18 protein-coding genes, 1 pseudogene and 1 riboswitch are annotated in these 21538 nt (G+C 63.1%); of the genes and pseudogenes, 14 read left to right on the forward strand and 5 right to left on the reverse strand.

Translation table 11 applies throughout. The annotated features are described in order from the left end of the window. The first annotated feature begins 43 nt into the window (after positions 1 to 43). Positions 44 to 1102, forward strand: a complete 1059-nt coding sequence (locus ACIOTL_RS17865; RefSeq protein ID WP_400344168.1) for an ABC transporter substrate-binding protein — start codon at positions 44 to 46, stop codon at positions 1100 to 1102. Positions 1103 to 1108: 6 nt separating this feature from the next. Here the strand turns inward: ACIOTL_RS17865 and ACIOTL_RS17870 are convergent, their stop codons facing one another. Beyond that, positions 1109 to 1909: an MBL fold metallo-hydrolase gene (locus ACIOTL_RS17870; RefSeq protein WP_400344170.1), complete on the reverse strand. Its 801-nt coding sequence runs from the start codon at positions 1907 to 1909 to the stop codon at positions 1109 to 1111. 20 nt (positions 1910 to 1929) lie between these two features. Between ACIOTL_RS17870 and ACIOTL_RS17875 the strand changes: the two genes are divergently transcribed. The 3 genes from ACIOTL_RS17875 to ACIOTL_RS17885 are packed head-to-tail and all read left to right on the forward strand — an operon-like array spanning position 1930 to position 5993. Continuing rightward, positions 1930 to 2979, forward strand: coding sequence for a FecCD family ABC transporter permease (locus ACIOTL_RS17875; protein WP_400344172.1), 1050 nt, complete (start codon positions 1930 to 1932; stop codon positions 2977 to 2979). Beyond that, entirely contained in the window at positions 2976 to 4082 is a 1107-nt protein-coding gene (locus ACIOTL_RS17880) for an iron ABC transporter permease (RefSeq protein ID WP_359195781.1), read from the forward strand. The genes ACIOTL_RS17875 and ACIOTL_RS17880 overlap by 4 nt, the downstream gene beginning before the upstream one ends. A gap of 3 nt (positions 4083 to 4085) precedes the next feature. Then, positions 4086 to 5993, forward strand: coding sequence for an SIP domain-containing protein (locus tag ACIOTL_RS17885; protein WP_400344175.1), 1908 nt, complete (start codon positions 4086 to 4088; stop codon positions 5991 to 5993). Positions 5994 to 6068: 75 nt separating this feature from the next. On the opposite strand, the gene ACIOTL_RS17890 is transcribed toward ACIOTL_RS17885, so the two are convergent. Continuing rightward, a complete protein-coding gene (locus ACIOTL_RS17890; protein WP_181148955.1) occupies positions 6069 to 6461 on the reverse strand; it encodes a MarR family winged helix-turn-helix transcriptional regulator in 393 nt (130 codons plus the stop codon). A 191-nt stretch (positions 6462 to 6652) separates the two neighbouring features. Here ACIOTL_RS17890 and ACIOTL_RS17895 point away from each other — a divergent pair, with 191 nt between their 5' ends. Beyond that, a complete protein-coding gene (locus tag ACIOTL_RS17895; protein WP_400344177.1) occupies positions 6653 to 8497 on the forward strand; it encodes an ABC transporter ATP-binding protein in 1845 nt (614 codons plus the stop codon). Here ACIOTL_RS17895 and ACIOTL_RS17900 read toward each other — a convergent pair. Further along, positions 8494 to 8979 (reverse strand): MarR family winged helix-turn-helix transcriptional regulator, encoded by a 486-nt coding sequence (locus ACIOTL_RS17900; RefSeq protein ID WP_105659082.1) that lies wholly within the window; start codon positions 8977 to 8979, stop codon positions 8494 to 8496. The genes ACIOTL_RS17895 and ACIOTL_RS17900 overlap by 4 nt on opposite strands. Before the next feature lie 142 nt (positions 8980 to 9121). Here ACIOTL_RS17900 and ACIOTL_RS17905 point away from each other — a divergent pair, with 142 nt between their 5' ends. Together ACIOTL_RS17905 and ACIOTL_RS17910 are read left to right on the forward strand one after the other, a co-directional pair. After that, on the forward strand, positions 9122 to 9697 hold the full coding sequence (locus ACIOTL_RS17905; protein ID WP_400344180.1) for an NADPH-dependent FMN reductase: 576 nt from the start codon (positions 9122 to 9124) through the stop codon (positions 9695 to 9697). 123 nt (positions 9698 to 9820) lie between these two features. Next, on the forward strand, positions 9821 to 10930 hold the full coding sequence (locus ACIOTL_RS17910; protein ID WP_133834850.1) for a glutathione S-transferase family protein: 1110 nt from the start codon (positions 9821 to 9823) through the stop codon (positions 10928 to 10930). Positions 10931 to 10999: 69 nt separating this feature from the next. Here the strand turns inward: ACIOTL_RS17910 and ACIOTL_RS17915 are convergent, their stop codons facing one another. Further along, the gene (locus ACIOTL_RS17915) at positions 11000 to 11308 is read right to left on the reverse strand and encodes a hypothetical protein (RefSeq protein WP_400344183.1); all 309 of its coding nucleotides are present in this window, start codon (positions 11306 to 11308) and stop codon (positions 11000 to 11002) included. Between the two features lie 117 nt (positions 11309 to 11425). On the opposite strand from ACIOTL_RS17915, the gene ACIOTL_RS17920 reads away from it, so the two are divergent. Then, positions 11426 to 12355: an RNase H family protein gene (locus tag ACIOTL_RS17920; protein ID WP_400344186.1), complete on the forward strand. Its 930-nt coding sequence runs from the start codon at positions 11426 to 11428 to the stop codon at positions 12353 to 12355. A 63-nt stretch (positions 12356 to 12418) separates the two neighbouring features. On the opposite strand, the gene ACIOTL_RS17925 is transcribed toward ACIOTL_RS17920, so the two are convergent. Beyond that, the gene (locus ACIOTL_RS17925) at positions 12419 to 13867 is read right to left on the reverse strand and encodes an APC family permease (protein WP_400344189.1); all 1449 of its coding nucleotides are present in this window, start codon (positions 13865 to 13867) and stop codon (positions 12419 to 12421) included. 265 nt (positions 13868 to 14132) lie between these two features. On the opposite strand from ACIOTL_RS17925, the gene ACIOTL_RS17930 reads away from it, so the two are divergent. The 6 genes and pseudogenes from ACIOTL_RS17930 to ACIOTL_RS17955 all read left to right on the forward strand — a co-directional run. Beyond that, complete coding sequence (locus ACIOTL_RS17930) at positions 14133 to 15305, forward strand: serine hydrolase domain-containing protein (RefSeq protein ID WP_133834846.1); 1173 nt, start codon at positions 14133 to 14135, stop codon at positions 15303 to 15305. A gap of 35 nt (positions 15306 to 15340) precedes the next feature. Then, the gene (locus ACIOTL_RS17935) at positions 15341 to 16129 is read left to right on the forward strand and encodes an SGNH/GDSL hydrolase family protein (protein ID WP_400344192.1); all 789 of its coding nucleotides are present in this window, start codon (positions 15341 to 15343) and stop codon (positions 16127 to 16129) included. Between the two features lie 102 nt (positions 16130 to 16231). After that, positions 16232 to 16329, forward strand: a riboswitch (glycine riboswitch). A gap of 164 nt (positions 16330 to 16493) precedes the next feature. Continuing rightward, a complete protein-coding gene (gene gcvP, locus ACIOTL_RS17940) occupies positions 16494 to 19340 on the forward strand; it encodes an aminomethyl-transferring glycine dehydrogenase (protein ID WP_105659075.1) in 2847 nt (948 codons plus the stop codon). Positions 19341 to 19353: 13 nt separating this feature from the next. Beyond that, entirely contained in the window at positions 19354 to 20481 is a 1128-nt protein-coding gene (gene gcvT / locus ACIOTL_RS17945) for a glycine cleavage system aminomethyltransferase GcvT (RefSeq protein ID WP_400344195.1), read from the forward strand. A gap of 60 nt (positions 20482 to 20541) precedes the next feature. Next, the gene (gene gcvH, locus ACIOTL_RS17950; RefSeq protein ID WP_105659073.1) at positions 20542 to 20922 is read left to right on the forward strand and encodes a glycine cleavage system protein GcvH; all 381 of its coding nucleotides are present in this window, start codon (positions 20542 to 20544) and stop codon (positions 20920 to 20922) included. Beyond that, positions 20922 to 21538, forward strand: a pseudogene (locus ACIOTL_RS17955) (serine hydroxymethyltransferase); the annotation flags it as partial. The gene gcvH and the pseudogene ACIOTL_RS17955, both read left to right, overlap by 1 nt.

Raw genomic sequence — 21538 nt, forward strand, 5'->3', positions numbered from 1 at the left:
CAAAACGTTGACAGAACCTCGCATAGTCTGGAATCACCGACCCATGAAAAATTCACGTCGCGCCGGAATTTTCGCCGCTTCAACTGCCATCCTCGCCTTGGGCCTAACCGCCTGCGGCGCGTCGAGCAACTCAGCGGATCCGTCGGCTGACACTTCAGCCAAGGCCGCAGAAGACTTCACTCCGGTCACCATCGAGAACATCTATGGTGAAACCACGATCGAAAAAGTCCCGGAACGCATCGCGACCATCTCGTGGGTCAACGCAGATACCCTGCTGGCTCTGGATACCGTGCCGGTCGGCATGGACACCGACACCTACGGCATGAACGAGAACAACTCCACCGCATGGAAGGACGCCGCTCTGGAAGAGCAGGGCGCTTCCATCGGCTCCGAGAAGGCGCCCGTGCAGTACAAGGTGGGCGATGACATCGACTACACCGGCATCGCCGCCAGCAAGCCCCAGGTCATCTTCGCTCCATACTCGGGGTTGAAGAAGGAGCAGTACGAGAAGCTGCAGGAAATCGCTCCGGTCGTTGGCCCCATCGAGCCTAACTACCTGACCAGCTGGGAACAGGTCACCGAAGTTGCCGGCCAGATGCTGGGCAAGGAAGAAGAAGCCGACGCCCTGATCGAAGAGATCGAAGGCAAGCTGGCCAAGGTCGGCGAAGACAATCCAGCGCTGAAGGACACCACCTTCATCGCAGCTGACCTCTCGGCGCCGGATACCGCCTACATCTACTCCGAAGGCGACACCCGCCCGCGCTTCCTGAGCGCACTGGGCATGACCCAGGCCGACTACGTGCAGAAGAACGCCGCCAAGGACACCTTCTTCTTCACTGTCTCCCCGGAAAAGGTCAACGAGTGGGATTCGGACATCGTCTTCGCTTCGGCTGTTGCGGGCAACACCATGGAAGACGTCGTCAAGGGCCAGCCGCTCTACGGCCAGATCCCTGCCGCGAAGAACGATGCCGTGGCACTGCCAGGCACCGATGAAGCAACCCTTGCAATCTCCGCGGCTTCGCCGCTGTCCATCGAATGGGCACTGGATAACGTAGTTCCCGGCATCGTGAAGGCTGCCGACAACGCAGCTGCCGCGAAGTAGCTCCGGCTAGGGATTCACTGACAGATAGTGCAATTGGGCTTCCAGGGAATGGGTAGCTGCGCCCACCAAGCGCGCATCGAGGTCGGGGTAGACATGCTCCAGCAATTCAGCTGGCTGCGTGTGGACCCCGGCCTTGCCGAGTTTCTGCAAAGCCGCACGCACCTGGTCCAGCCGCGCATGCCGATGCTTGATGTACATCTGCAGCAGCGGATGCGAGGAATCATGCTGCTCGCCGTGCGCCGGATGCAAAGCCATATCGGGCAGCGCGAGCAGCCGCTGCAGGGAATCCAAGTAGTCGGCCAGTGTGCCGTCCGGGTGTTCCAAGATGGTGGTGCCCCGGCCCAGCACGGTATCCCCGGTGAACAAGTGGGCAGCCCCGCCCTGGCGGATGAAGCACACCGAGTCCGAGGTGTGGCCAGGGGTGAAGACCACCTGGATGCTGGCCCCGGCGGCACTGATCGTTTCGCCATCGGTGAAGACCGGGGCATCCCGGCAGTACTGCTCCAGCATGGCACGCACCGGCGCACCGGTCATCCGGTAGAGCGCATCGATGCCTCCCGTGTGATCGGCATGCCGATGGGTAATGAGCACCAGCTGGATGTCGAAGGCCGTCAAGGCCTGCAGATGGTCCTCGTGCTCAGGGCCCGGATCAATCAGGACGACCGGAGTTCCAGGAACAAGTTCATCCACAGCAGGGTCGAACAGCAGATAGGAATTAGTCCCGTCCAACGTCATTTCAGAAGGGTTCTGCGCGCGAAGCAGGCCGATGCCTGGAGCGATAATAGTGGGCAAGGGAAGAAGAGCCATAGCAATGAGTGTAGGAACCAATGACCGCGACTGAAAGTATTACGCGCCAAGCACCGGGGGCCAAGTCGCCAAAAGCCGGCCGGAAGCTCGGCGCCTTGCTGCTCCTTGCCCTGTTGCTCGGGCTGGCGCTGTTCGCTTCGCTGCTGCTGGGCGCGCGAAACGTCTCGATGGGCACCGTGCTCGATGCCATCTGGAATTTCGATCCCTCCAATGGCGACCAGGGCGTGGTCGCGTCCCGTTTCGCCCGCACCGTCGGAGCCATCGTGGTTGGCGCTGCCCTGGGTTTGGCAGGCGCCGGATTGCAGGGCCTGACCCGCAACCCGCTGGCCGATACCGGGATCCTGGGCTTGAACGCCGGATCCTCCATGGCCGTGGTGCTGGCGATCGCCTTCCTGGGCGTCAGCTCCCTGGCTGGAATCATGGTGGCCGCCTTCCTCGGCGCTGCTGGGGTGATGGCCCTGGTTTATCTCGTGGCCAACGTGGGCCGTGAAGGCGCCACGCCCATTAAGCTTGCGCTGGGCGGTGCCGCCATGGCTGTGGGCGTGGGCGCGATTACCAATGCGATCCTGATGATTTCCGATGCCACCATGGACCGTTTCCGCATGTGGCAGATCGGCACGTTATCCAGCAGCGGCATCGACACCTTCCTCGGGGCCATTCCCGTGGTGGCCGCCGGCGCACTGATCGTGCTGTCCACCGCCAAGGTATCCAATGCAGTGTCCATGGGCGATGACACCGCGATCGCCTTGGGCTTCAACTTGAACCGCGCCCGGCTGATCGGCTCCATCGGGGTGGTCATTCTCGCTGGCACCGCCACCGCCGTGGCCGGGCCCATCGCCTTCGTCGGCCTGATGATCCCGCATGCCGTGCGCTTGCTGGTCGGTTCCGACTACCGCTGGCTGATGCCAGCGAGCCTGATCGCCGGGCCGATCCTGCTCTTGCTGGCTGATACGGTGGGACGAATCATTGCCCCGCCCAGCGAGATCCAAGTAGGCGTCATGTGCGCCATGCTGGGTGGACCGATCTTCATCATCATGATGCGCAGCGGCATGAAGTCGGTGAGCCTGTGAGCACGAGCGAAATGGCAGCAGCGAACATGACCCAGCCCCGCAGCACCACGGAAACGGCCGGACCGGCGACGGCCCCGGCCTCGAAAGCCGCACCGGCGCTGGCAGCCCGCCGCAGATCCCGGGTGCGCCGCACCGCATTGTGGATGGCCCTGGCCCTGGTGCTCGCCGTGGCGGCCTACCTGTTCTGGGGGCGGGACCGCCTTCCAGCTGCCGAAGTCTTCCAGGTGCTCAGCGGTGAAAAGGTGCCGGGCACCAGCTTCATCATCATGTCCGACCGCCTGCCGCGCATTGCGGTGGGTGCCCTGGCCGGTGCGGGCTTGGGCATTTCCGGTGCCTTGTTCCAGCGCTGGCTGGGCAACCCGCTGGCCAGTCCCGACGTGATCGGCGTGGGCTACGGCGCATCGGCGGCCGCGGTTTTCGCGATGATCACCCTTGGCTATACCGACTGGAAGCTCAACGCCTTCGCACTGGCCGGCGGGCTGCTGGTCGCTGCATTGATCTACTGGCTCTCGGCCTCGGGCAAGCGGACCGGTCCCCGGCTGATCCTGGCGGGCCTGGCCATCGGCGCGATGCTCCAGGCGCTGATCCAGTACCTGCTGACCCAGGCGCAGGTGAATACGGCCAGCGATGTGATGCACTGGCTGACGGGTTCGCTGGCCTCGAGCAACTGGGAGAATGCGCTGCTGCTTTTGGCGTCCCTTGGCGCCATCGGCATCCTGTTGCTGCCCCTGGTGCTGCGCCAGCTGAAAATGCTGGAGCTGGGCGAGGACACCGCGGCGGCCCTGGGGCTGCACGTGGGCTGGGCCCGGGCGATCTTGGTCTTTGTTGCGGTGGCCATGGGCGCCTTGCCGATTGCGGTCACCGGGCCGATGGCGTTCGTTGCCTTCCTGGCCGGCCCGATTACTGCCGCGCTGACCCGCGGCCCGATCAACATCCTGCTTTCCGGCCTGACCGGGGCAACGCTGGTGACTGTTGCCAATTTCTTTGCCGCGAACCTGTTCGCGGATCTTTCGCTGCCGGTGGGCGTTATCACCGGCGCATTCGGTGCACCCTTCCTGATTTGGATTCTGGTGCGCGCAAACTCAACTGGAAGCGGGGCATAACCCATGGCCACTTTGCAGGCAAGCGATCTGACCCTGGCCTATGACAAGGTCACCATCGTCGACGAGCTGTCGCTGGATATCCCTGCCGGGCAGGTGAGCATCGTCGTCGGCGCCAATGGCTGCGGCAAGTCCACCCTGCTGCGCGCACTGTCGCGGCTGCTCAAGCCAGCCGGGGGCCAGGTGCTCCTGGACGGGGCGGATATCCACTCCAAGCCGGCCAAGGAAGTCGCCAAGACCTTGGGCTTGCTGCCGCAATCGCCCACCGCTCCGGACGGCATCACCGCCCGCGAGCTGATCAGCCGCGGCCGCTACCCGCACCAGGGCCTGTTCAAGCGCTTCTCTGCCGAGGACGAGACAGCGGTTAATCGCGCCATGGAGCTGACCGGCACCACCGAGCTGGCCGACCGCTCGGTGGACGAGCTCTCCGGCGGTCAGCGCCAGCGCGTCTGGATCGCCATGGCCCTGGCGCAGGAGACCGACCTGCTGCTGCTCGACGAGCCGACCACCTTCCTGGACGTGGCGCACCAGCTCGAAGTCCTGGATGTGGTCAGCGAGCTGAACCGCAGCCGCGGGATCACCGTCGTGATCGTGCTGCACGATTTGAACCTGGCCGCCCGCTACGCCGACTACCTGGTGGCGCTGCGCCACGGCAAGATCTACGCTGCCGGCCATCCCAACGATGTGGTCACCGAAAAGACCGTCAAGGATGTTTTCGGCATGCCCAGCCGCGTGATCCCCGACCCGGTGGGCGGCACTCCGCTGGTGCTTCCCATTGGCCGCCACCGGGTGCTGCGCACCGAGCAGGTGCTGGCTTCCCAGGGCATTTTCCGTACCGAAGCTTCTGCGAAGAAAACTGCGATGAAGCAGGCGGCAAATGTGAAGCAAGCTGCCCAAGCAGCCGCCGCGCTTGATCCGCAATCGGAGCGCCCGGCCCATGAGCATGTGCCGACGTTGGCCTTTGATACCACTGTTGTCAATAGCCAGCAGCTCGCGCCATCCTTCCGCCGGGTGACCGTCAGCGGCGAGGACCTGGAGTACTTCGGCACCAACAGCCACCCGCTGGATATGCGCATCAAGCTCTTGCTGCCACCGGCCGGCGGTACTGCGTTGACCGACGAGATCGCCTCGATGCGACCCGGGGCGATGACCAGTCCTGCCGAGCAGCAGGGCTGGTACAAGCGCTGGTTGTCGATTGATCCCGATACCCGCGGCCACATGCGCACCTATACCGTGCGGGCCTTCCGCGAAGCCGGGCACCGGGACAATATCGGGGCCACAGCCGAGCTGGATATCGACTTCGTGATGCACGGGCACATGGTTGACGGCCAGCTCCAGGGCGGGCCGGCTACGGAGTTCGGCGACCGGGCCAAGGTGGGCGACCAGCTGTTGCTGCTGGGCCCGAACAAGACCCTGAACGACTCCAGCTACGGCGGCATCGAGTTCCGCCGCGGCGAGGCAACCCGCGTGGTGCTTGCCGGTGACGAAACCGCCGCCCCGGCGATTTGCGCCATCCTCGAAGCCTTGCCCTCCAACGTCACCGGCCATGCGCTGATCGAGGTCCCGGAGACCACGGATATCCTCGGTGCCTCCACCCGCTCCGGCGTCTCGGTGCAGTGGCTGACCCGTGGCAGCCATGAGCATGGTGAATTGCTGCAGTCGGCCTTGCGCCAGGTAGTCGCGATTCCAGCAGCCGGCGTGGTCCATACCAACGCCGAGCCGGAAGATATCGATGTTGATGCGGACATCCTGTGGGAGACGGGCCAGGAAAATTCCGCACCGTTCTACGCCTGGATTGCCGGTGAAGCCGGCACGGTCAAGGAAATGCGCCGTTATCTGGTGCGCGATGCCGGAGTGGACCGCAAGCAGGTAGCCTTCATGGGCTACTGGCGCCGCGGGAAGACCGAGAACTAGCCAGCAGCGGCAACCAGCGCCCGAGGCCCCGGCACGCGTATGCCGGGGCCTCGGGTTCTATCCGCTAGCTGGCAGCTAGTTTTCTTTCGCCGGATTCTTGCAAGCGCCGCGCACCGGCCGCGGGTTCTCGCGGTCCAGGATTGCCAGCAGCCGGGTGAGCTCGGCGCGGTCCTCGTCGCCGAGCTTGTCGAAATAGCCGTCCATGCTCGAACGGCGCAATTCGGCGAGCTCGCCGAGCTGGGCGCGGCCCGTGGCACTGAGCGCAATCAACGTGGCGCGGCGATCGGCCGGATCGGGGGTGCGCACGACAAGCTCCTTGGCTTCCAGCTGGTCGACTACCTCGGTGGTCGAGCGCGCGGCGATGTGCAGCTGTTCTGCGAGCTGCGAGTTGCGCAGCCCGATCCTATCGGCGCGGGACAGCAAGGTCAGCACCCTCGATTGGTGCGGAGTGATGCCCAGGGGAGTCAAGCTGTCCCTCCATCTGCCGCGAAGCATGCGTGAAGCGTGGAGGAAAAGATCTGCCAAGTCAGGCTTGGGCTCTTCGTTCTGCATATGTTCAAGGATAGTGTGTTTCTGGGAACAATTTCAAGATGCAACCACATAGTGAGGTTCCCTCTGTTATTCTGGACTTGAGAAATCCAGAGGTAGAGGGGGAGTCCATGATTGCAATGGGAATGCCGGGGCCGCATCCGGGCGGTGGCGGGCAAGGACGGTCCGGCAACGCCGCCCGGGACAAGCAGCGGCTCACCGAGCATCCGGTGTCCCTGGCTCGCATCGCCGCGCTCTTCCGGCCCCATCTGGGGTCGGTGATTGCGGTCATGGCGCTGATCGTGGCAGCGTCGGTCATCGGCCTGGCCCAGCCGTTCATCATCCGCGAACTCATTGATGACGCGATTCCCAACAGCAATATCCGATTGCTGCTCTTGGGTGCCGGGGGACTGGTGCTGATCTCCCTGGCTACCGCGATTCTGGAAGTCGTCCAGACCTGGCGGGCAACCCTGATGGGCCAACGCGTCATGCATGGCCTGCGGACCGGGCTGTTCACGCACCTGCAGAAGCAATCCCTGGGATTCTTCACCAACTCGCGCTCCGGGGACGTGCAGTCGCGCCTGGTCAACGACGTGGGGCAGATGCAATCGGTGATTACCAATTCGGCCACGAGCATTGCCTCGAACCTGACCACCGTTGTGGCCACCGCCTGCGCGATGGTGGCGATCTCGTGGAAACTGAGCTTGATCTCATTGGTCGTGCTGCCGCCAGCGGTGCTGCTTGCCAAGCAAACCGCGAAACTGCGCCGCGCCGTGACAGGAAAGCGCCAGCGCGAGATGTCGAACCTGGCTTCGCTGATCGACGAGCGCCTGAGCATCTCGGGGGTCCGCCTGGCCAAGATCATGGGCACCGGAGCCGCTGATGCGGCGGCCTTCGGAGAGTCCAGCCACAAGCTCATCGACCTGGAAATGAAAAGCGCTTTGGCCGGGCGTTGGCGCATGGCCACGATGAGCATCATTTTCGCGGCCATCCCCGCAGTGCTGTACATCGTGGCGGGGCTGCCCGCCACCGGGCAGGGAATGAGCATCGGCACCTTGGTGGCCTTTACCGGGCTGCAGGCCGGAATCTTCCGTCCGGTCATGGGCATGATGCAGATTTCGGTCCAGTGGGTCTCGGCCTTGGCCTTGTTCAGCCGCGTCTTCGAATACCTGGATACGGACCAGGCGCTGCCGGTACCCCAGCGGCCGCGAGCGGTCGAACCCGGGAAGCTGCGTGGCGAAGTGCAATTGCGCAATGTCAGCTTCCGCTACCCCGAGGCGGACCGCGCCACCCTGGAGCAGCTGAACCTGACCCTGGAGGCGGGAACCATGACCGCGGTCGTCGGTTCCACCGGTTCGGGAAAGTCCACCCTGGGATCCTTGCTGCCCCGGCTGCTTGACCCCACCGAGGGCCAGGTATTGCTCGACGGCATTGACCTGAAGGAATTCGACCCTGAAGGCATCGCCCAGGCGGTCTCCGTCGTTGCCCAGGAAAGCTACCTGCTGCATGCTTCGATTCGGGAGAACCTCCTGTGGGCAGCGCCCCAGTCCACCGAGGAAGAGCTCTGGCAGGCGCTGGAAGCCGCGCAGATTGCGCAGCTGGTCCGCAGCCTGCCGCAGGGCCTGGAAACCCAGGTGGGGCAGCGCGGCCACCGTTTCTCCGGAGGCGAGCAGCAGCGGCTGGCTATTGCCCGCACCATGCTGCGCAAACCCAAGGTCTTGGTGCTCGATGAGGCGACCAGTGCCCTGGATACGGTCACCGAAGCTTTGGTGCAGCGGGCGCTGGACGAGCTCGCACTGGGGCGAACCACCTTGCTGATCGCGCACCGGTTGAGCACCGTGATGCGAGCGGACCGCATCGTCGTGCTAGAAGCTGGCCGGATTGCCGAAGCGGGAACTTTTGACGAGCTGGTCCAGCTTGGCGGGCAATTCGCCCAGCTGGTAGCCAAGAGCGAACTGGCCGAACGAGCCAGCTAGCACTGGCCATCTTTCAGTCCCTGCTTTTCCAGCGAGGCCAGGATCTTCGGCAGTGCCGATTCCAATGCCGTGCGTTCAGAGGGGCTCAGCGAATCGAAAATGGTTTCACGCACGAAGCTCACGTGGGTTGGTGCGGCTTCCTCAATGGTCTTGCGCCCCTGGGCGGTGAGCGTAATCTGGTGCCCGCGGCGGTCGGTCTCATCTGAGCAGCGGCTGACCAGGCCCTTGGCTTCCATGCGGCGCAGCAGGTGGGAGAGGCGCGAGCGGTCCCAGCGCAATGCGGTCGCCACGTCGGCCGGGCGTAGACTTGGTTCGGTTGTTTCCGAAAGCACAGCCAGCACCGAGTATTCACCGGAGAGCATGTTCGAATCGCGCAGCAGCTGGCGATCCATGCCGCTGGGGAACTGCCAGAGGAACTCGCGTATGGTGCGCCAGAGGTCCTGCTCGCTGTCGGTGAGCCAGCGGGTCTCTTCGCTCTTCATTCTCTTTCCTAACCATGTTGTCCCCAGGGAGGGGCATTCAAAATATTGTTGACGTATCAATCATCTCCTGTATAGTGGGATTTAGCAAGAGAAGATGACGTGTCAACTACATTGTTGGCCGGAGAACTCCAAGGAGAGCAACTTGTCGAAGATCGCTATCGTTACCGGTTCCACCCGTCCAGGACGTGTCAACCAGGGCGTCGCTCAATGGGTGCTGGCCAGGGCCCAGGAATTCGGTGGTGCCGACTACGAGCTGGTGGACATCGTTGATTTCAACCTGCCGATGCTCGACGAGCCGTTCCCGGCCGCCTACCAGAACTACCAGAACGGGCACACCAAGGCCTTCGCCGCCAAGATGAGCGAATTCGATGGATACATTTTCATTGTTGGCGAGTACAATCACTCCGTCCAGCCTGCATTGGCCAACGCACTGAGCTACCTGAATGCAGAGCTGAATAACAAGGCCGCTGGCATGGTCGGATACGGCTCCGCCATGGGCTCGCGTGCCGTGGAGCACCTGCGCGGGATCCTCTCGGAACTGCAGATCGCCCACGTGCAGAAGACCGGCATGTTCTCGCTATTCTCCGACTTCGAGAACTTCTCGGCTTTTGCTCCGACCGAACGGTCGGCCAACAGCGTGCAGCCCATGCTTGAACAGGTGCTCGCCTGGAGCAAGGCGATGCGCACCGTGCGCGAAAACGCCTCGGTCAACGCCTAGACCGGGTCGAAATCGGCGGGGAGTGGAAAAGTGCATTGCGCCATTTCCATACCTGCCCAACTGCCATAGTCTCGAGGTGAATGGTTTATGCACGGGACTTCAAAATTCTTTGGAAGGAATGCGATGAGCGAGGAATATTCGACCAAGGGCGCCTACGTCACCGGCGGGGAATTCACCCGGGACACCAATTACATCCAGGACCGCATCGTCGCTGATGCCAGCGCCGAGCACTATGGCGAGGGAAACAGCCACAGCAAGATCGGGCATCCCAACGCGGGGCTTTCGGACGGGGCCCGGCTTTGGCCGGTGGAAGCTGGCCGCTACCATCTGGTCGCAGCCCGCGCGTGCCCCTGGGCCAACCGCACCCTGATCGTTCGCCGCCTGCTGGGCTTGGAAGACGCGCTGTCCGTCGGACTGCCCGGCCCAACCCACGACGCACGCAGCTGGACCTTTGACCTGGACCCCGGGGGCAAGGACCCTGTCCTGGGTACCGAGCGGGTCCAGGAGAACTACTTCAAGCGCTTTGCCGACTATCCACGCGGCATCACCGTGCCGGCAATCGTCGATATCCCCACCGGTGCGGTTGTCACCAATGACTACCCGCAGATCACCTGGGACATGTCCACGCAGTGGAAGGAGTTCCACCGGGAAGGCGCCCCGGACCTCATTGCGCAGGACCAGCTCGATGAGATGCTTCCGCTGATCAAGCGGATTTTCACCGAGGTCAACAACGGCGTCTACCGTGCCGGGTTCGCCGGGGACCAGCAGGCCTACAACGATGCCTACGACCGGTTATTCGCCACCTTGGACTACCTCGAAGACCGGCTGGGCACCCGCCGCTTCCTGATGGGTGATCACATCACCGAGGCCGATGTCCGGCTGTTCACCACGCTGGTGCGATTCGACCCGGTCTACCATGGCCACTTCAAGGCCAACCGCAACAAGCTCATCGACATGCCGAACCTCTGGGGCTATGCGCGGGACTTGTTCCAGACCCCGGGTTTCGGCGACACCATCGACTTCGAGCAGATCAAGGCGCACTACTACGTGGTTCATGAGGACATCAACCCGACCCGGATCATCCCGAAGGGGCCGGAGTTGGCGAACTGGCTCGAAGCGCCGGGCCGAGATGAGCTGGCCGAGAACGGTCCGTTCCTGAACGGTACGGCACCGGGCGAAGTCCGGGCTGACGAGCGAGTCCAAGCCGGGCACAACCCGTTGTACCCCGCCTAGGCGCGCTGGCGATCCACGGCGGATCGGCTCAGGAGCCCGCTATTTCGAGGGGTCCTGGGCCGATCTGTCCTATTCGAAATCGAAGCCTTGCCCCTCGCAAGCTTCCTGGAAAGTGGCCAAGTCAATAATCCGGGGATCCCCCGATTCATCGGCGGCCACCGCAGCGCTGATCTGTTCGGTGGAAGCCTTCGCCCCATGATCAGCGGCTTTCTGCATATTCGTTGCGCCGATGCCCTCGGGGTCAACCAGGCCCCCGCCAAAATGCACGCAGGCGGTATGGCCCTCGGGATCGAGCTGGCGCAGCTCGTCGACCGAGGGGCCAGCGCATGCGGACGGGACCAGAACCAGGGTAGCCAATACAGGCAGGATTTTCTTCACATCCCAATCCTAGGCCTGGACCTGGCTGGATGCTGTGATCCATTGTGCAAGTATTCGCTGGCGACATGGCCCAATGCATGGAACCGAGTGCGGGCGTCAACGTGGCAGGATTAAAGCATGACGATCATTGCAGCTGCGGATGGATCAGCCCTAGGAAACCCCGGACCGGCAGGTTGGGCCTGGTATGTGGACCAGGACAACTGGGCCGCTGGCGGTTGGGACCACGGAACCAACAACATGGGGGAGCTCCAAGCGGTGCTCGAACTCTTCCGGGCCACCGAGCACCTGCCAGAAGAAGAACTCAGAATCCTGTGCGATTCGCAGTATGCGATCAACTGCATCAGCAAGTGGATGCCGGGTTGGAAGAAGAAGGGCTGGAAAAAGGCCGACGGCAAACCGGTCTTGAACCAGGACATCCTCAAGGAACTTGACCGGGCCATTGCCGGGCGCAAGTTTACCTTCGAGTGGGTCAAGGGCCATGCCGGACATGAGCTGAATGAAGCTGCTGACGGCCATGCGCGTGCGGCTGCCACCGCGCATCAGCAAGGCTCTGCAGTAGAGGCCGGACCGGGCTACACTGCCGGCGGCGGCCCCGTGGCTTCCAATGCTCCAGCGGCTTCCCATGCTCCAGCGGCTGAAGATGCCGTGCTGGCACCCGGCGGGCAAACCGCCGCCGCACCGGAACCCGGCGTGGACATCGCGGCCACCGTCTTCGAACTGGAACAAGGTTTCCTCGACCCGCAGATCCGCACCAGTTTCGCGGAACTCAACGACTTCCTGCATCCGGGCTACCAGGAAGTGACTCGCCATGGCGGCCTGCTGGATGTGGCCACGGTCCGGACCATGCTGGAATCCGGGGCGAGCCTGCCCAGCACCGGTGCGGTGCAGGTCCTTGCGGCCCGGGAAGTGGATGCGCAAATGGTGCTGCTCGCTTACCGCATGAAGCCTGCAGAGGGTCCGGTGCTCGTCGTATCTTCCTGGTGGCAGAGCACCGAAGGCGGCCTGAAGCTTCGTTTCCGCCAGGAAACGGTCGAGCAGACCGCGTAGAAAACACGCTTAAAGCAGTGATGCCCGCCAAATGGCGGGCATCACTGCGTTAACGGGCTGGGATCAGTACTGTCCCGGGCGGGTTTCGATGACGCCCTTCTTGTAGTTGATCCGGTTGACCAACCAGGTCACGGCCCACAGCAGCACGCCGATGACCAGCAGCAGGCCGGCAATCTCGTACTGGACCCAGTCCTCACGCGAACGAGCCCACGGGCCGGCAAGGAACAAGCAGAAGAACACGCCGAGGATCGGGATGATCGTTGGAGCGCGGAACGAATCGGGTTCCGGCTTGTCGCGGCGCAGTACCAGCAGGGCTACGTTGACTACGGCGAACACGCACAACAGCAGCAGCGCGGTCGTGCCGCCCAGCGAGCCGACAATGCTGCTTCCGTTGCTCAGGTTCACGTAGACCACCAAGGCGATGGCCAGTCCGGTGCTGAACAGGATCGCAGCCCATGGCGAGCGTCGGGTCGAATGCACCTTGCCCAGGAACTGCGGCAGCACGCCTTGGCGGGCCATGCCGTAGAGCAGGCGGCTAGCCATCAGCATGTTCATCAGCGCGGTGTTAACCACCGCGAAGACGGTCAAGAACGGGAAGATCGCGTCAACCGGCAGGTTCGGCAGGCCGATGCGCACAACATCCAGCAGGATGCCGGCATCCGGGTTCTTAGGGTTCAGCAGATCGCCGGTCGGAATCACCATGATGACGGTGACGGCCACCAGCATGTAGATCAAGGCGCAGATGCCCAGGCCGATGAGCATGATCTTCGGGAAGGTCTTGTTGGGATTCTTGGTTTCCTCAACCAGGTTCACCGAATCCTCGAAGCCCACCATCGCGAAGAACGCAATGGCAGTACCCATGGTCACGGCGGCGAAGACGCTGCGGTCGGTCGGGGTCTCGAAGACCACCAGGCGGGAAATGTCACCCTGGCCCGAGGCGATCACCGCGAAGCCGATGCCGATGATCGCGGCCATGATGGCCAGCGAAACTATGGTCAGCACGAGGTTGAACTTCACGCTCTCGCCTACGCCGCGGAAGTTGATCACGGCGAGGATCACGATGATTGCAATAGCTGCCCACATGCCCGCTTCCGGGGTGTTGGGAACACCGTCGACAAACTGGCCAATGCCAATGAGCAGGTTGCGCCCCACCAAAGTGGCCGAGGTGGCGGCACTGGTGATGCCCGAGCAAGCCACGGTGAACGCCACCAGGAAGGTGACGAAGTGGATGCCGAATGCCTTGTGGATGTACAAGGCGGCACCGGCCGCGTGCGGGTATTTGGTCACCAGTTCGAGGTAGCTGAAGGCGGTGAGGGTCGCGATCGTGAAAGCGATCAGGAACGGCAGCCAGGCGGCTCCGCCCACCTGGCCGGCAACTTTGCCGGTGATGGCGAAAATTCCGGCGCCGATGATATCGCCCATGATGAGGAATAGCAGCAGCTTCGGGCCAATCACCCTGCGGAGTTCTGTTTCTTTGCCGTCGGTAACGGCCGTGTCACTGTTCACAGTCATGCGATCGAGATCATCTCCTTCAATTTTGTAGGCAAACATTACAACTTTAGGGTCAGCGCATGAAGTGGGCAAACCGGTTTCAAGGCTGGCTCACAGAACTTGGGGTCCAGCGGTAGTGAAATGTCGATTAGTGGCTTAAACAAGCCAATGCTGTGAGCTGACGTACCTATATGCTAGGTGTCGGGTCAGCGTGTGGAACTACCGGGCCATGGGATCGAAGCGGTTAGGGTTAGTTGACGAGAGACAAGCACTTTGAAGGATTTAGATGCAATCGGTGATCACTGAAGAGTTCGCGCCCCTGGCGGAAGCACTAGAGGCGCGAGCCGCTGAGGAAGAAGGCTATTCGGCGCAGCTGGCCGTGTACCACCGCGGCGAATTGGTGCTCAGCCACAGCGTCGGCGAGCACCTCTCTGGTGACGCGCTGACCTGCGTCTTCTCCTGCACCAAGGGCCTAGGCGCGCTGGTCGTGGCACTGCTCGTGCAAGATGGGCTGATCGATCCGAACGCGCCAATGGCCACCTACTGGCCGGAATTCGGGGACAACGGGAAATCCCAGCTCACCGTCGGCGAGGTGCTCAGCCACCAAGCGGGAGTGCTCGGCGTGCCCGGGGGCGTGCCCAGCGAGATCCTCCTGAAATCCGCCGAATACGCCAAGGTGCTCGCTTCCATGCCAAGCGTCTGGCCGCTGGGCCAGCACATTGTCGGCTACCATGCGATCACCCTGGGCGTGCTCATGGAAGAACTGGTACGCCGGGTCACCGGCAAGGAACTGAAAGACGTCTTCGAGGAGCGCATCCGCAAGCCGCTGGGAGCCGAAGCCTACATCGGCCAGGACCCCGCGCTGGAATCGCGCTACCGCGATGTACTGCCGGGCGCTGACGCCGCACCGGAATTCTTCGATCCGTTCTCCCCGGCCGGGCTTTCGGTGAACTCGGCCTCCGGTTTCGCGCTGGAAAACGGCCCGGTCTACAACTGGCACGAACTGGCCAACGCGCCGCAGGTGCGCGAACTGGGTCCCGCATCCATGGGCGCGGTCGCCAATGCCCAAGGACTGGCCGCAATCTATGCCGCCTCATTCGGTGCAGTGCCGGCACTGGGCGCCACCCGCGGATTCCTCACCGCCGACACCTGGTCCCAGGTTTCCACCGAGCTGGTCTACGGCCATGACCGGACCAACGGGCTGCTGCAGGCCTTCGCCCTGGGGTTCATGAAGGCCACCGCGCGCAACAACTATGGGTCGATTTTCGCCTACGGCCATGACGGTGCGAACTCCTCGCTGGCCTTTGCCGATCCGGCCCACCAGCTGGGCTTCGGATTCATCCCCTCGCGCAATGAAGGCGCCAAGGAGATCTCCACCGGGGTCAAGCTCAGCCAGCTGGCCCGCCAGCTGATCATGCAGAAGAACATGTCGGCCCAGGCTGCCGGCAGCAACGCGTAGTAAACCCATCGGGAATGGAACGAAGCAGGAGCGAAGTGAAGAAGTTTGTGGCACTAGGTGACTCGTTCACCGAAGGCGTTGGCGATGTGGATCCGACCCGGCCCAACCAGGTCCGCGGCTGGGCGGACCGGGTTTCGGAAGTGCTCTGCGCCGAAGGCGAATGGGAATACGCCAACCTGGCGGTGCGCGGCAAGAAGATCGGGCAGGTGATCAACCAGCAGCTGGACCAGGCGCTCGCACTGGCCCCGGACCTGGTCACCATCTATGCCGGCGGCAATGACATCCTGCGCCCGAAGGCGGACCTGGATGCGCTGATGCGCGGCTATGAAGGCATGGTGAGCCGCTTTGCCGAAGCCGGAAGCGCGGTCGTGCTGTTCACCGGTTTCGACACCGTGGAATCACCGTTGTTCTCCAAGACCCGTCCGCGCACGGCCATTTACAACGAGAAGGTTCGCGAAATCGCGGACGAGTACGGTGCGGTGATCGCCGATTACTGGCGGTGGCGAGAATTCTCCGATCTGCGCTACTGGGCGGTGGATCGGCTGCACATGAACGAGCTGGGCCACACGCTGATGGCTTCGAAGGTCCTTGACGTGCTCGGCACCCATCGGATCACCGAGGGAAACTGGTCCTCCAGGATCCAGCAGCCGTCCCTGCCGGAACTGGCCGTGAACTCGCGCGGCGAAAAGCTGAAGCAGGAATTGGGCTGGGCCAGAGAGCATTTGGCTCCGTGGGTCAAGCGCCGGATCACCGGCACCTCGTCGGGTGATTCCTTGTCAGCGAAATATCCTGATTACATCCGTTTAACTGCCGACGCCAACTGAACGCATTTATGACTTTTCCGGACCCCGCTCCTGTTTGACCTTGGGGGCGGGGCAGGTAACATGGTGGTGTGCTGCAGGTCTCCGGCCGGCAGCGCGCGCCATAGACGGATGGCGGGAGAGTCCCGTTCACACCATGGACGGGCGCCGTAGGAGCAATTCCTCCCCAGGAAACTCTCAGGCACCCGTACCGCCATCATGAGGCAACTCTGGAAAGAAACCGGCCCGTTCCGGTTCACCGAAGGTGCAAGTGCCCGGCTTGGTTTGCTGGATGCGTAAAACTCTCAGGTTATGCAACAGGGATGGGGAGGTAAAAAGACCTTCCTTTGGCATGCGCCAAGACAGATCCCATGGAGATACCAGCACCATGACCATCACGCAGACTTCGGCACGAGCGAATACTGAATTCGTTTCACGCCATATCGGCCCACGTCCTTCCGACGTCACCACCATGCTTCAGACCCTGGGCTACGACAGCCTGGAAGAACTGATCGACACCGCCGTTCCGGCAGACATCCGCCAGGACTCCGCACTGGATATCCCAGACGCCCTGAGCGAAACCGAAGCTCTAGCCCACCTGCGTGCGCTTGCCTCGAAGAACGTCATGAAGACCCAGATGATCGGCCAGGGCTTCTACGACACCATCACCCCAGCCGTGATCCGCCGCAACATCGTGGAAAACCCAGCCTGGTACACCGCTTACACCCCGTACCAGCCGGAAATCTCCCAGGGCCGCCTCGAAGCCCTGCTGAACTTCCAGACCATGGTCATGGACCTGACCGGCCTGCCCATCGCCAACGCGTCGCTGCTGGACGAATCCTCCGCCGCCGCCGAAGCCGTGCTGATGATGCGCCGCGCCAACAAGAAGAAGTCCAAGGGCAAGACCGTGCTGGACTCCAACATCTTCCCGCAGACCCTCAAGGTCGTGCAGGGCCGCGCTGACGCGCTGGGCTTCGAAGTCGAGATTGCCGACCTTTCCGCAGGCTTGCCAGAGGGCGAGATCTCCGGCATTGTCCTGCAGCAGCCTGGCAACGACGGCTCGATCGCGGACCACGCTTCGATCATCGCAGCCGCCAAGGAAGCCGGCGCCATGGTTACCGTGATTGCCGACCTGCTGGCCCTGACCATGATCACCCCTCCGGGCGAGCAGGGTGCCGATATCGCCGTGGGCAACACCCAGCGATTCGGCGTGCCGCTGTTCTTCGGCGGACCGCACGCTGCCTACATGGCCGTGGCCGATGGCCTGACCCGTTCCATGCCAGGACGCCTGGTGGGCGTTTCGGCCGATGACGCCGGAGTCCCTGCCTACCGCTTGGCCCTGCAGACCCGCGAGCAGCACATCCGCCGCGAAAAGGCCACCTCCAACATCTGCACCGCACAGGCCCTGCTGGCCATCTGCGCTTCGATGTACGCGGTCTACCACGGCCCAGCCGGCCTGAAGCAGATCGCCTCGCGCGCCAACAACCACGCCCGGGTGATCGCCAGCTCGCTGGTTTCCGGCGGCTACACCCTGGCATCGGATTCCTTCTTCGACACCGTTGTGGTGAACGTCGAGAACGCCGATGCCATCATTGCCAAGGCCATCGAAGCAGGCATCAACCTGCGCAAGGTGGGCGAGACCCAGGTGGGCATCTCCACCGACGAGGCCACCACCTCGGGCGTAGTCAAGACCCTGCTTGAGGTCTTCGGCGCAGAGCTCTCGGCTCCGGAAGGCTTCGAGATCCCGGCAGGGCAGGTGCGCACCAGCGACTTCATGACCCACCCGATCTTCAACACCATCTCCTCCGAAACCCAGATGATGCGCTACCTGCGCCGGCTCTCGGACCGCGACCTGGCCCTGGACCGCACCATGATCCCGCTGGGTTCGTGCACCATGAAGCTGAACTCGGCCGCCGAAATGGAATCCATCACCTGGCCGGAATTCGCCTCGATCCACCCCTACGCGCCTGCAGCGCAGACCGAGGGCTGGCGCGAGCTGATCACCGACCTGGAAGGGCGCCTGACCGCAATCACCGGCTACGCTGGCGTTTCGATCCAGCCCAACGCCGGCTCGCAGGGCGAATACGCGGGCCTGCTGGCCATCTCGGACTACCACCGTTCGCGCGGCGAAGGCCAGCGCGATCTGTGCCTGATTCCGGCCTCGGCCCACGGCACCAACGCCGCGTCGGCAGTGCTGGCCGGGATGCGCGTGGTGGTCGTGAAGACCGCAGCCGATGGCACCATCGACGCGAATGACCTGGATGCCAAGATCGAGGCCAACAAGGACGTCCTTGCAGCCATCATGATCACCTACCCATCCACCCACGGCGTCTACGACGCGGACGTGCGCGAGGTCTGCGACAAGGTCCACGCCGCCGGCGGCCAGGTGTACATCGATGGCGCGAACATGAACGCCATGGTTGGCTTGGCCCAGCCAGGCAAGTTCGGCGGCGACGTGTCGCACCTGAACCTGCACAAGACCTTCTGCATCCCGCACGGCGGTGGCGGCCCAGGCGTAGGCCCAATCGGCGTTGGCGAGCACCTGCTGCCATTCCTGCCAGGCGATGCTTCGGGCACCTACTCCGAGCGTGACGGCGTGCCGGTGGTGGCGACCGCTTTCGGCTCGGCCGGCGTCCTGCCGATCTCCTGGGCCTACATCGCTATGATGGGCGGGGACGGCTTGACCGAAGCCACCAAGCACGCGATCCTGAACGCGAACTACATTGCCAAGCGCCTGAACGAGCACTTCCCGGTACTGTTCACCGGCAACAAGGACCTGGTTGCCCACGAGTGCATTCTGGACCTGCGTGAACTGACCGCCAAGACCGGGGTCACCGCCGAGGACGTGGCCAAGCGCCTGATCGACTTCGGTTTCCACGCGCCGACCCTGTCCTTCCCTGTGGCAGGCACCCTGATGGTGGAGCCCACCGAATCCGAGGACCTGGCCGAGATCGAGCGCTTCATTGAAGCGATGATCACCATCCGCCAGGAAATGGACGAGGTCCTCTCCGGTGCCTACAGCATCGAGGAGTCCCCATTGCGCAACGCTCCGCACACGGTCTCCGCCGTGGTCAACAGCAAGTGGGACCGCAAGTACTCGGTCGAGCAGGCGGCCTTCCCGGTTCCGGCGCTGAAGTTCGACAAGTACTTCCCAACCGTGGGCCGCATCGACGGCGCCGGTGGCGACCGCAACCTGATCTGCTCCTGCCCGGCTCCCGAAGCCTTCGAAGACTAAGGAAGAGTTAGAGATGACTGAGACTACCCAAGCACTCAAGCACACCGCGCTGCACGCGCAGCACGAAGCTCTCGGCGCCAACTTCACCGACTTCGGCGGCTGGGACATGCCGTTGAAGTACGGATCGGAACTGGCAGAGCACAAGGCCGTGCGCTCCACCGCTGGCCTGTTCGACCTGTCCCACATGGGCGAGGTCTACCTCTCCGGCCCGGAAGCCGGCAAGGCGCTGAACACCGCCCTGGCAGGGAACCTGAGCATCATGAAGGTTGGCAAGGCGAAGTACTCGCTGATCCTTGACGCCGAGGGCAAGATCATCGACGACCTGATCGTCTACCGCCTGGAAGAGGAGAAGTTCCTCGTCGTGCCCAACGCCGGCAACGCCCCGGTGGTTGCCGCCGAGCTGGCTGCCCGCGCCGCCGGCTTCGACGTCGTCGTGGACGACGCTTCGGACCGCCAGTCGCTGATCGCCGTCCAGGGACCGAACGCCGAGGCGATTGTGCGCAAGCTGGCCGCCGACGAAGCAACCGCCCAGGCTGTCACCGAGCTGAAGTACTACGCTGCGGTGAAGGTGGTGCTCGGCGGCATCGACGTGCTGCTGGCCCGCACCGGCTACACCGGCGAAGACGGCTTCGAGCTGATCATCGAAAACGAGGATGCGGCAGCCCTCTGGGAAAAGAGCGTTGACGCCGGCAAGGACCACGAGCTGGTTCCTTGCGGCCTGGCCGCCCGCGACTCGCTGCGCCTTGAAGCCGGCATGCCGCTGTACGGCAACGAGCTGTCCCTGGAACGCACCCCGTTCGATGCCGGATTCGGCCCGGTGGTCTCCTTCAAGAAGGAAGAGGACTTCGTGGGCCGCGAAGCCCTGGAAGCGTTGCGCGGTGCGACCCCGCCACGCAAGCTCGTCGGCCTCAAGGGCCTGGGCAAGCGCGCCGGCCGCGGCGGCTACGCCATCGTCAAGGACGGCGCAACCATCGGTGAAATCACCTCCGGCCAGCCTTCGCCAACCCTGGGCTACCCGGTTGCACTGGGTTATGTCGACGCCGAATTCGGTGCAGTGGGAACCGAGCTGGAGGTAGACCTGCGTGGTAAGATTTTGCCTTTTGTCGTAGTCGAACTGCCGTTCTACACCCGAGCCAAGTAACGTTAAACATCAGTAGGGCTAAGCAAATCGCCCGCTAATTCCCTTGGGAGAGGAAATACCGTGAGTAAAGTTCTTTCGTCATTGCGCTACTCGGCCGAACACGAGTGGATCGATGCATCGTCCCCAGCAAAGATCGGCATCACCCAGGTTGCCGCCGACGCCCTGGGCGACGTGGTCTACGTCGATCTGCCAGAGGTCGGCGACTCCGTTACCGCAGGCGAGACCTGTGGCGAAGTCGAGTCCACCAAGTCGGTTTCCGACCTGTACTCGCCAGTGACCGGCACCATCGTTGCCATCAACGACGAGGCAGTGGACAACCCAGGCATCCTGAACGAAGACCCATACGGTGCCGGCTGGCTGTTCACCGTTGAGGTCGCCGAAGAGGGTCCGCTGCTTTCGGCAGCTGACTACGCAAGCGCGAACGGTGGAAACGTCGAGTAATGAGCAACCAGACTTTTGAATCCGTTGCCGCTGCAACGTTGACCCAGTCGCTGGCTTCGCTGGACCCGGAGATCGCGCAGCGTATTGACGCTGAGCTGGCTCGCCAGCAGCGTGGCTTGGAAATGATCGCTTCGGAGAACCACACTGCGCAGGCAATTATGCAGGCGCAGGGTTCGGTACTGACCAACAAGTATGCCGAGGGCTACCCGGGCCGCCGCTATTACGGCGGTTGCGAGGAAGTCGACGTCATCGAGACGTTGGCGATTGAGCGGCTCAAGGAGTTGTTCGGCGCGAAGTTCGCCAACGTGCAGCCGCACTCGGGTGCGCAGGCCAACGCGTCGGTGTACCACGCGCTGGTGCGTCCGGGCGATACCGTGCTGGGGCTGAACCTGAACCACGGTGGCCACCTGACCCACGGCATGAAGCTGAACTTCTCGGGCCGCTTGTTCAACATCGTTCCTTACGGTGTGGATGAGGAAACCTATGAGGTGGACATGGACGAGGTGGAGCGCCTTGCCATTGAGAACCAGCCGAAGATGATTGTTGCTGGCTGGTCGGCGTACCCGCGCCAGCTGGATTTCCAGCGCTTCCGCGAAATCGCGGACAAGGTCGGCGC

The sequence above is a fragment of the Glutamicibacter sp. NPDC087673 genome, assembly GCF_044743255.1.
Taxonomy (GTDB): Bacteria; Actinomycetota; Actinomycetes; order Actinomycetales; family Micrococcaceae; genus Glutamicibacter.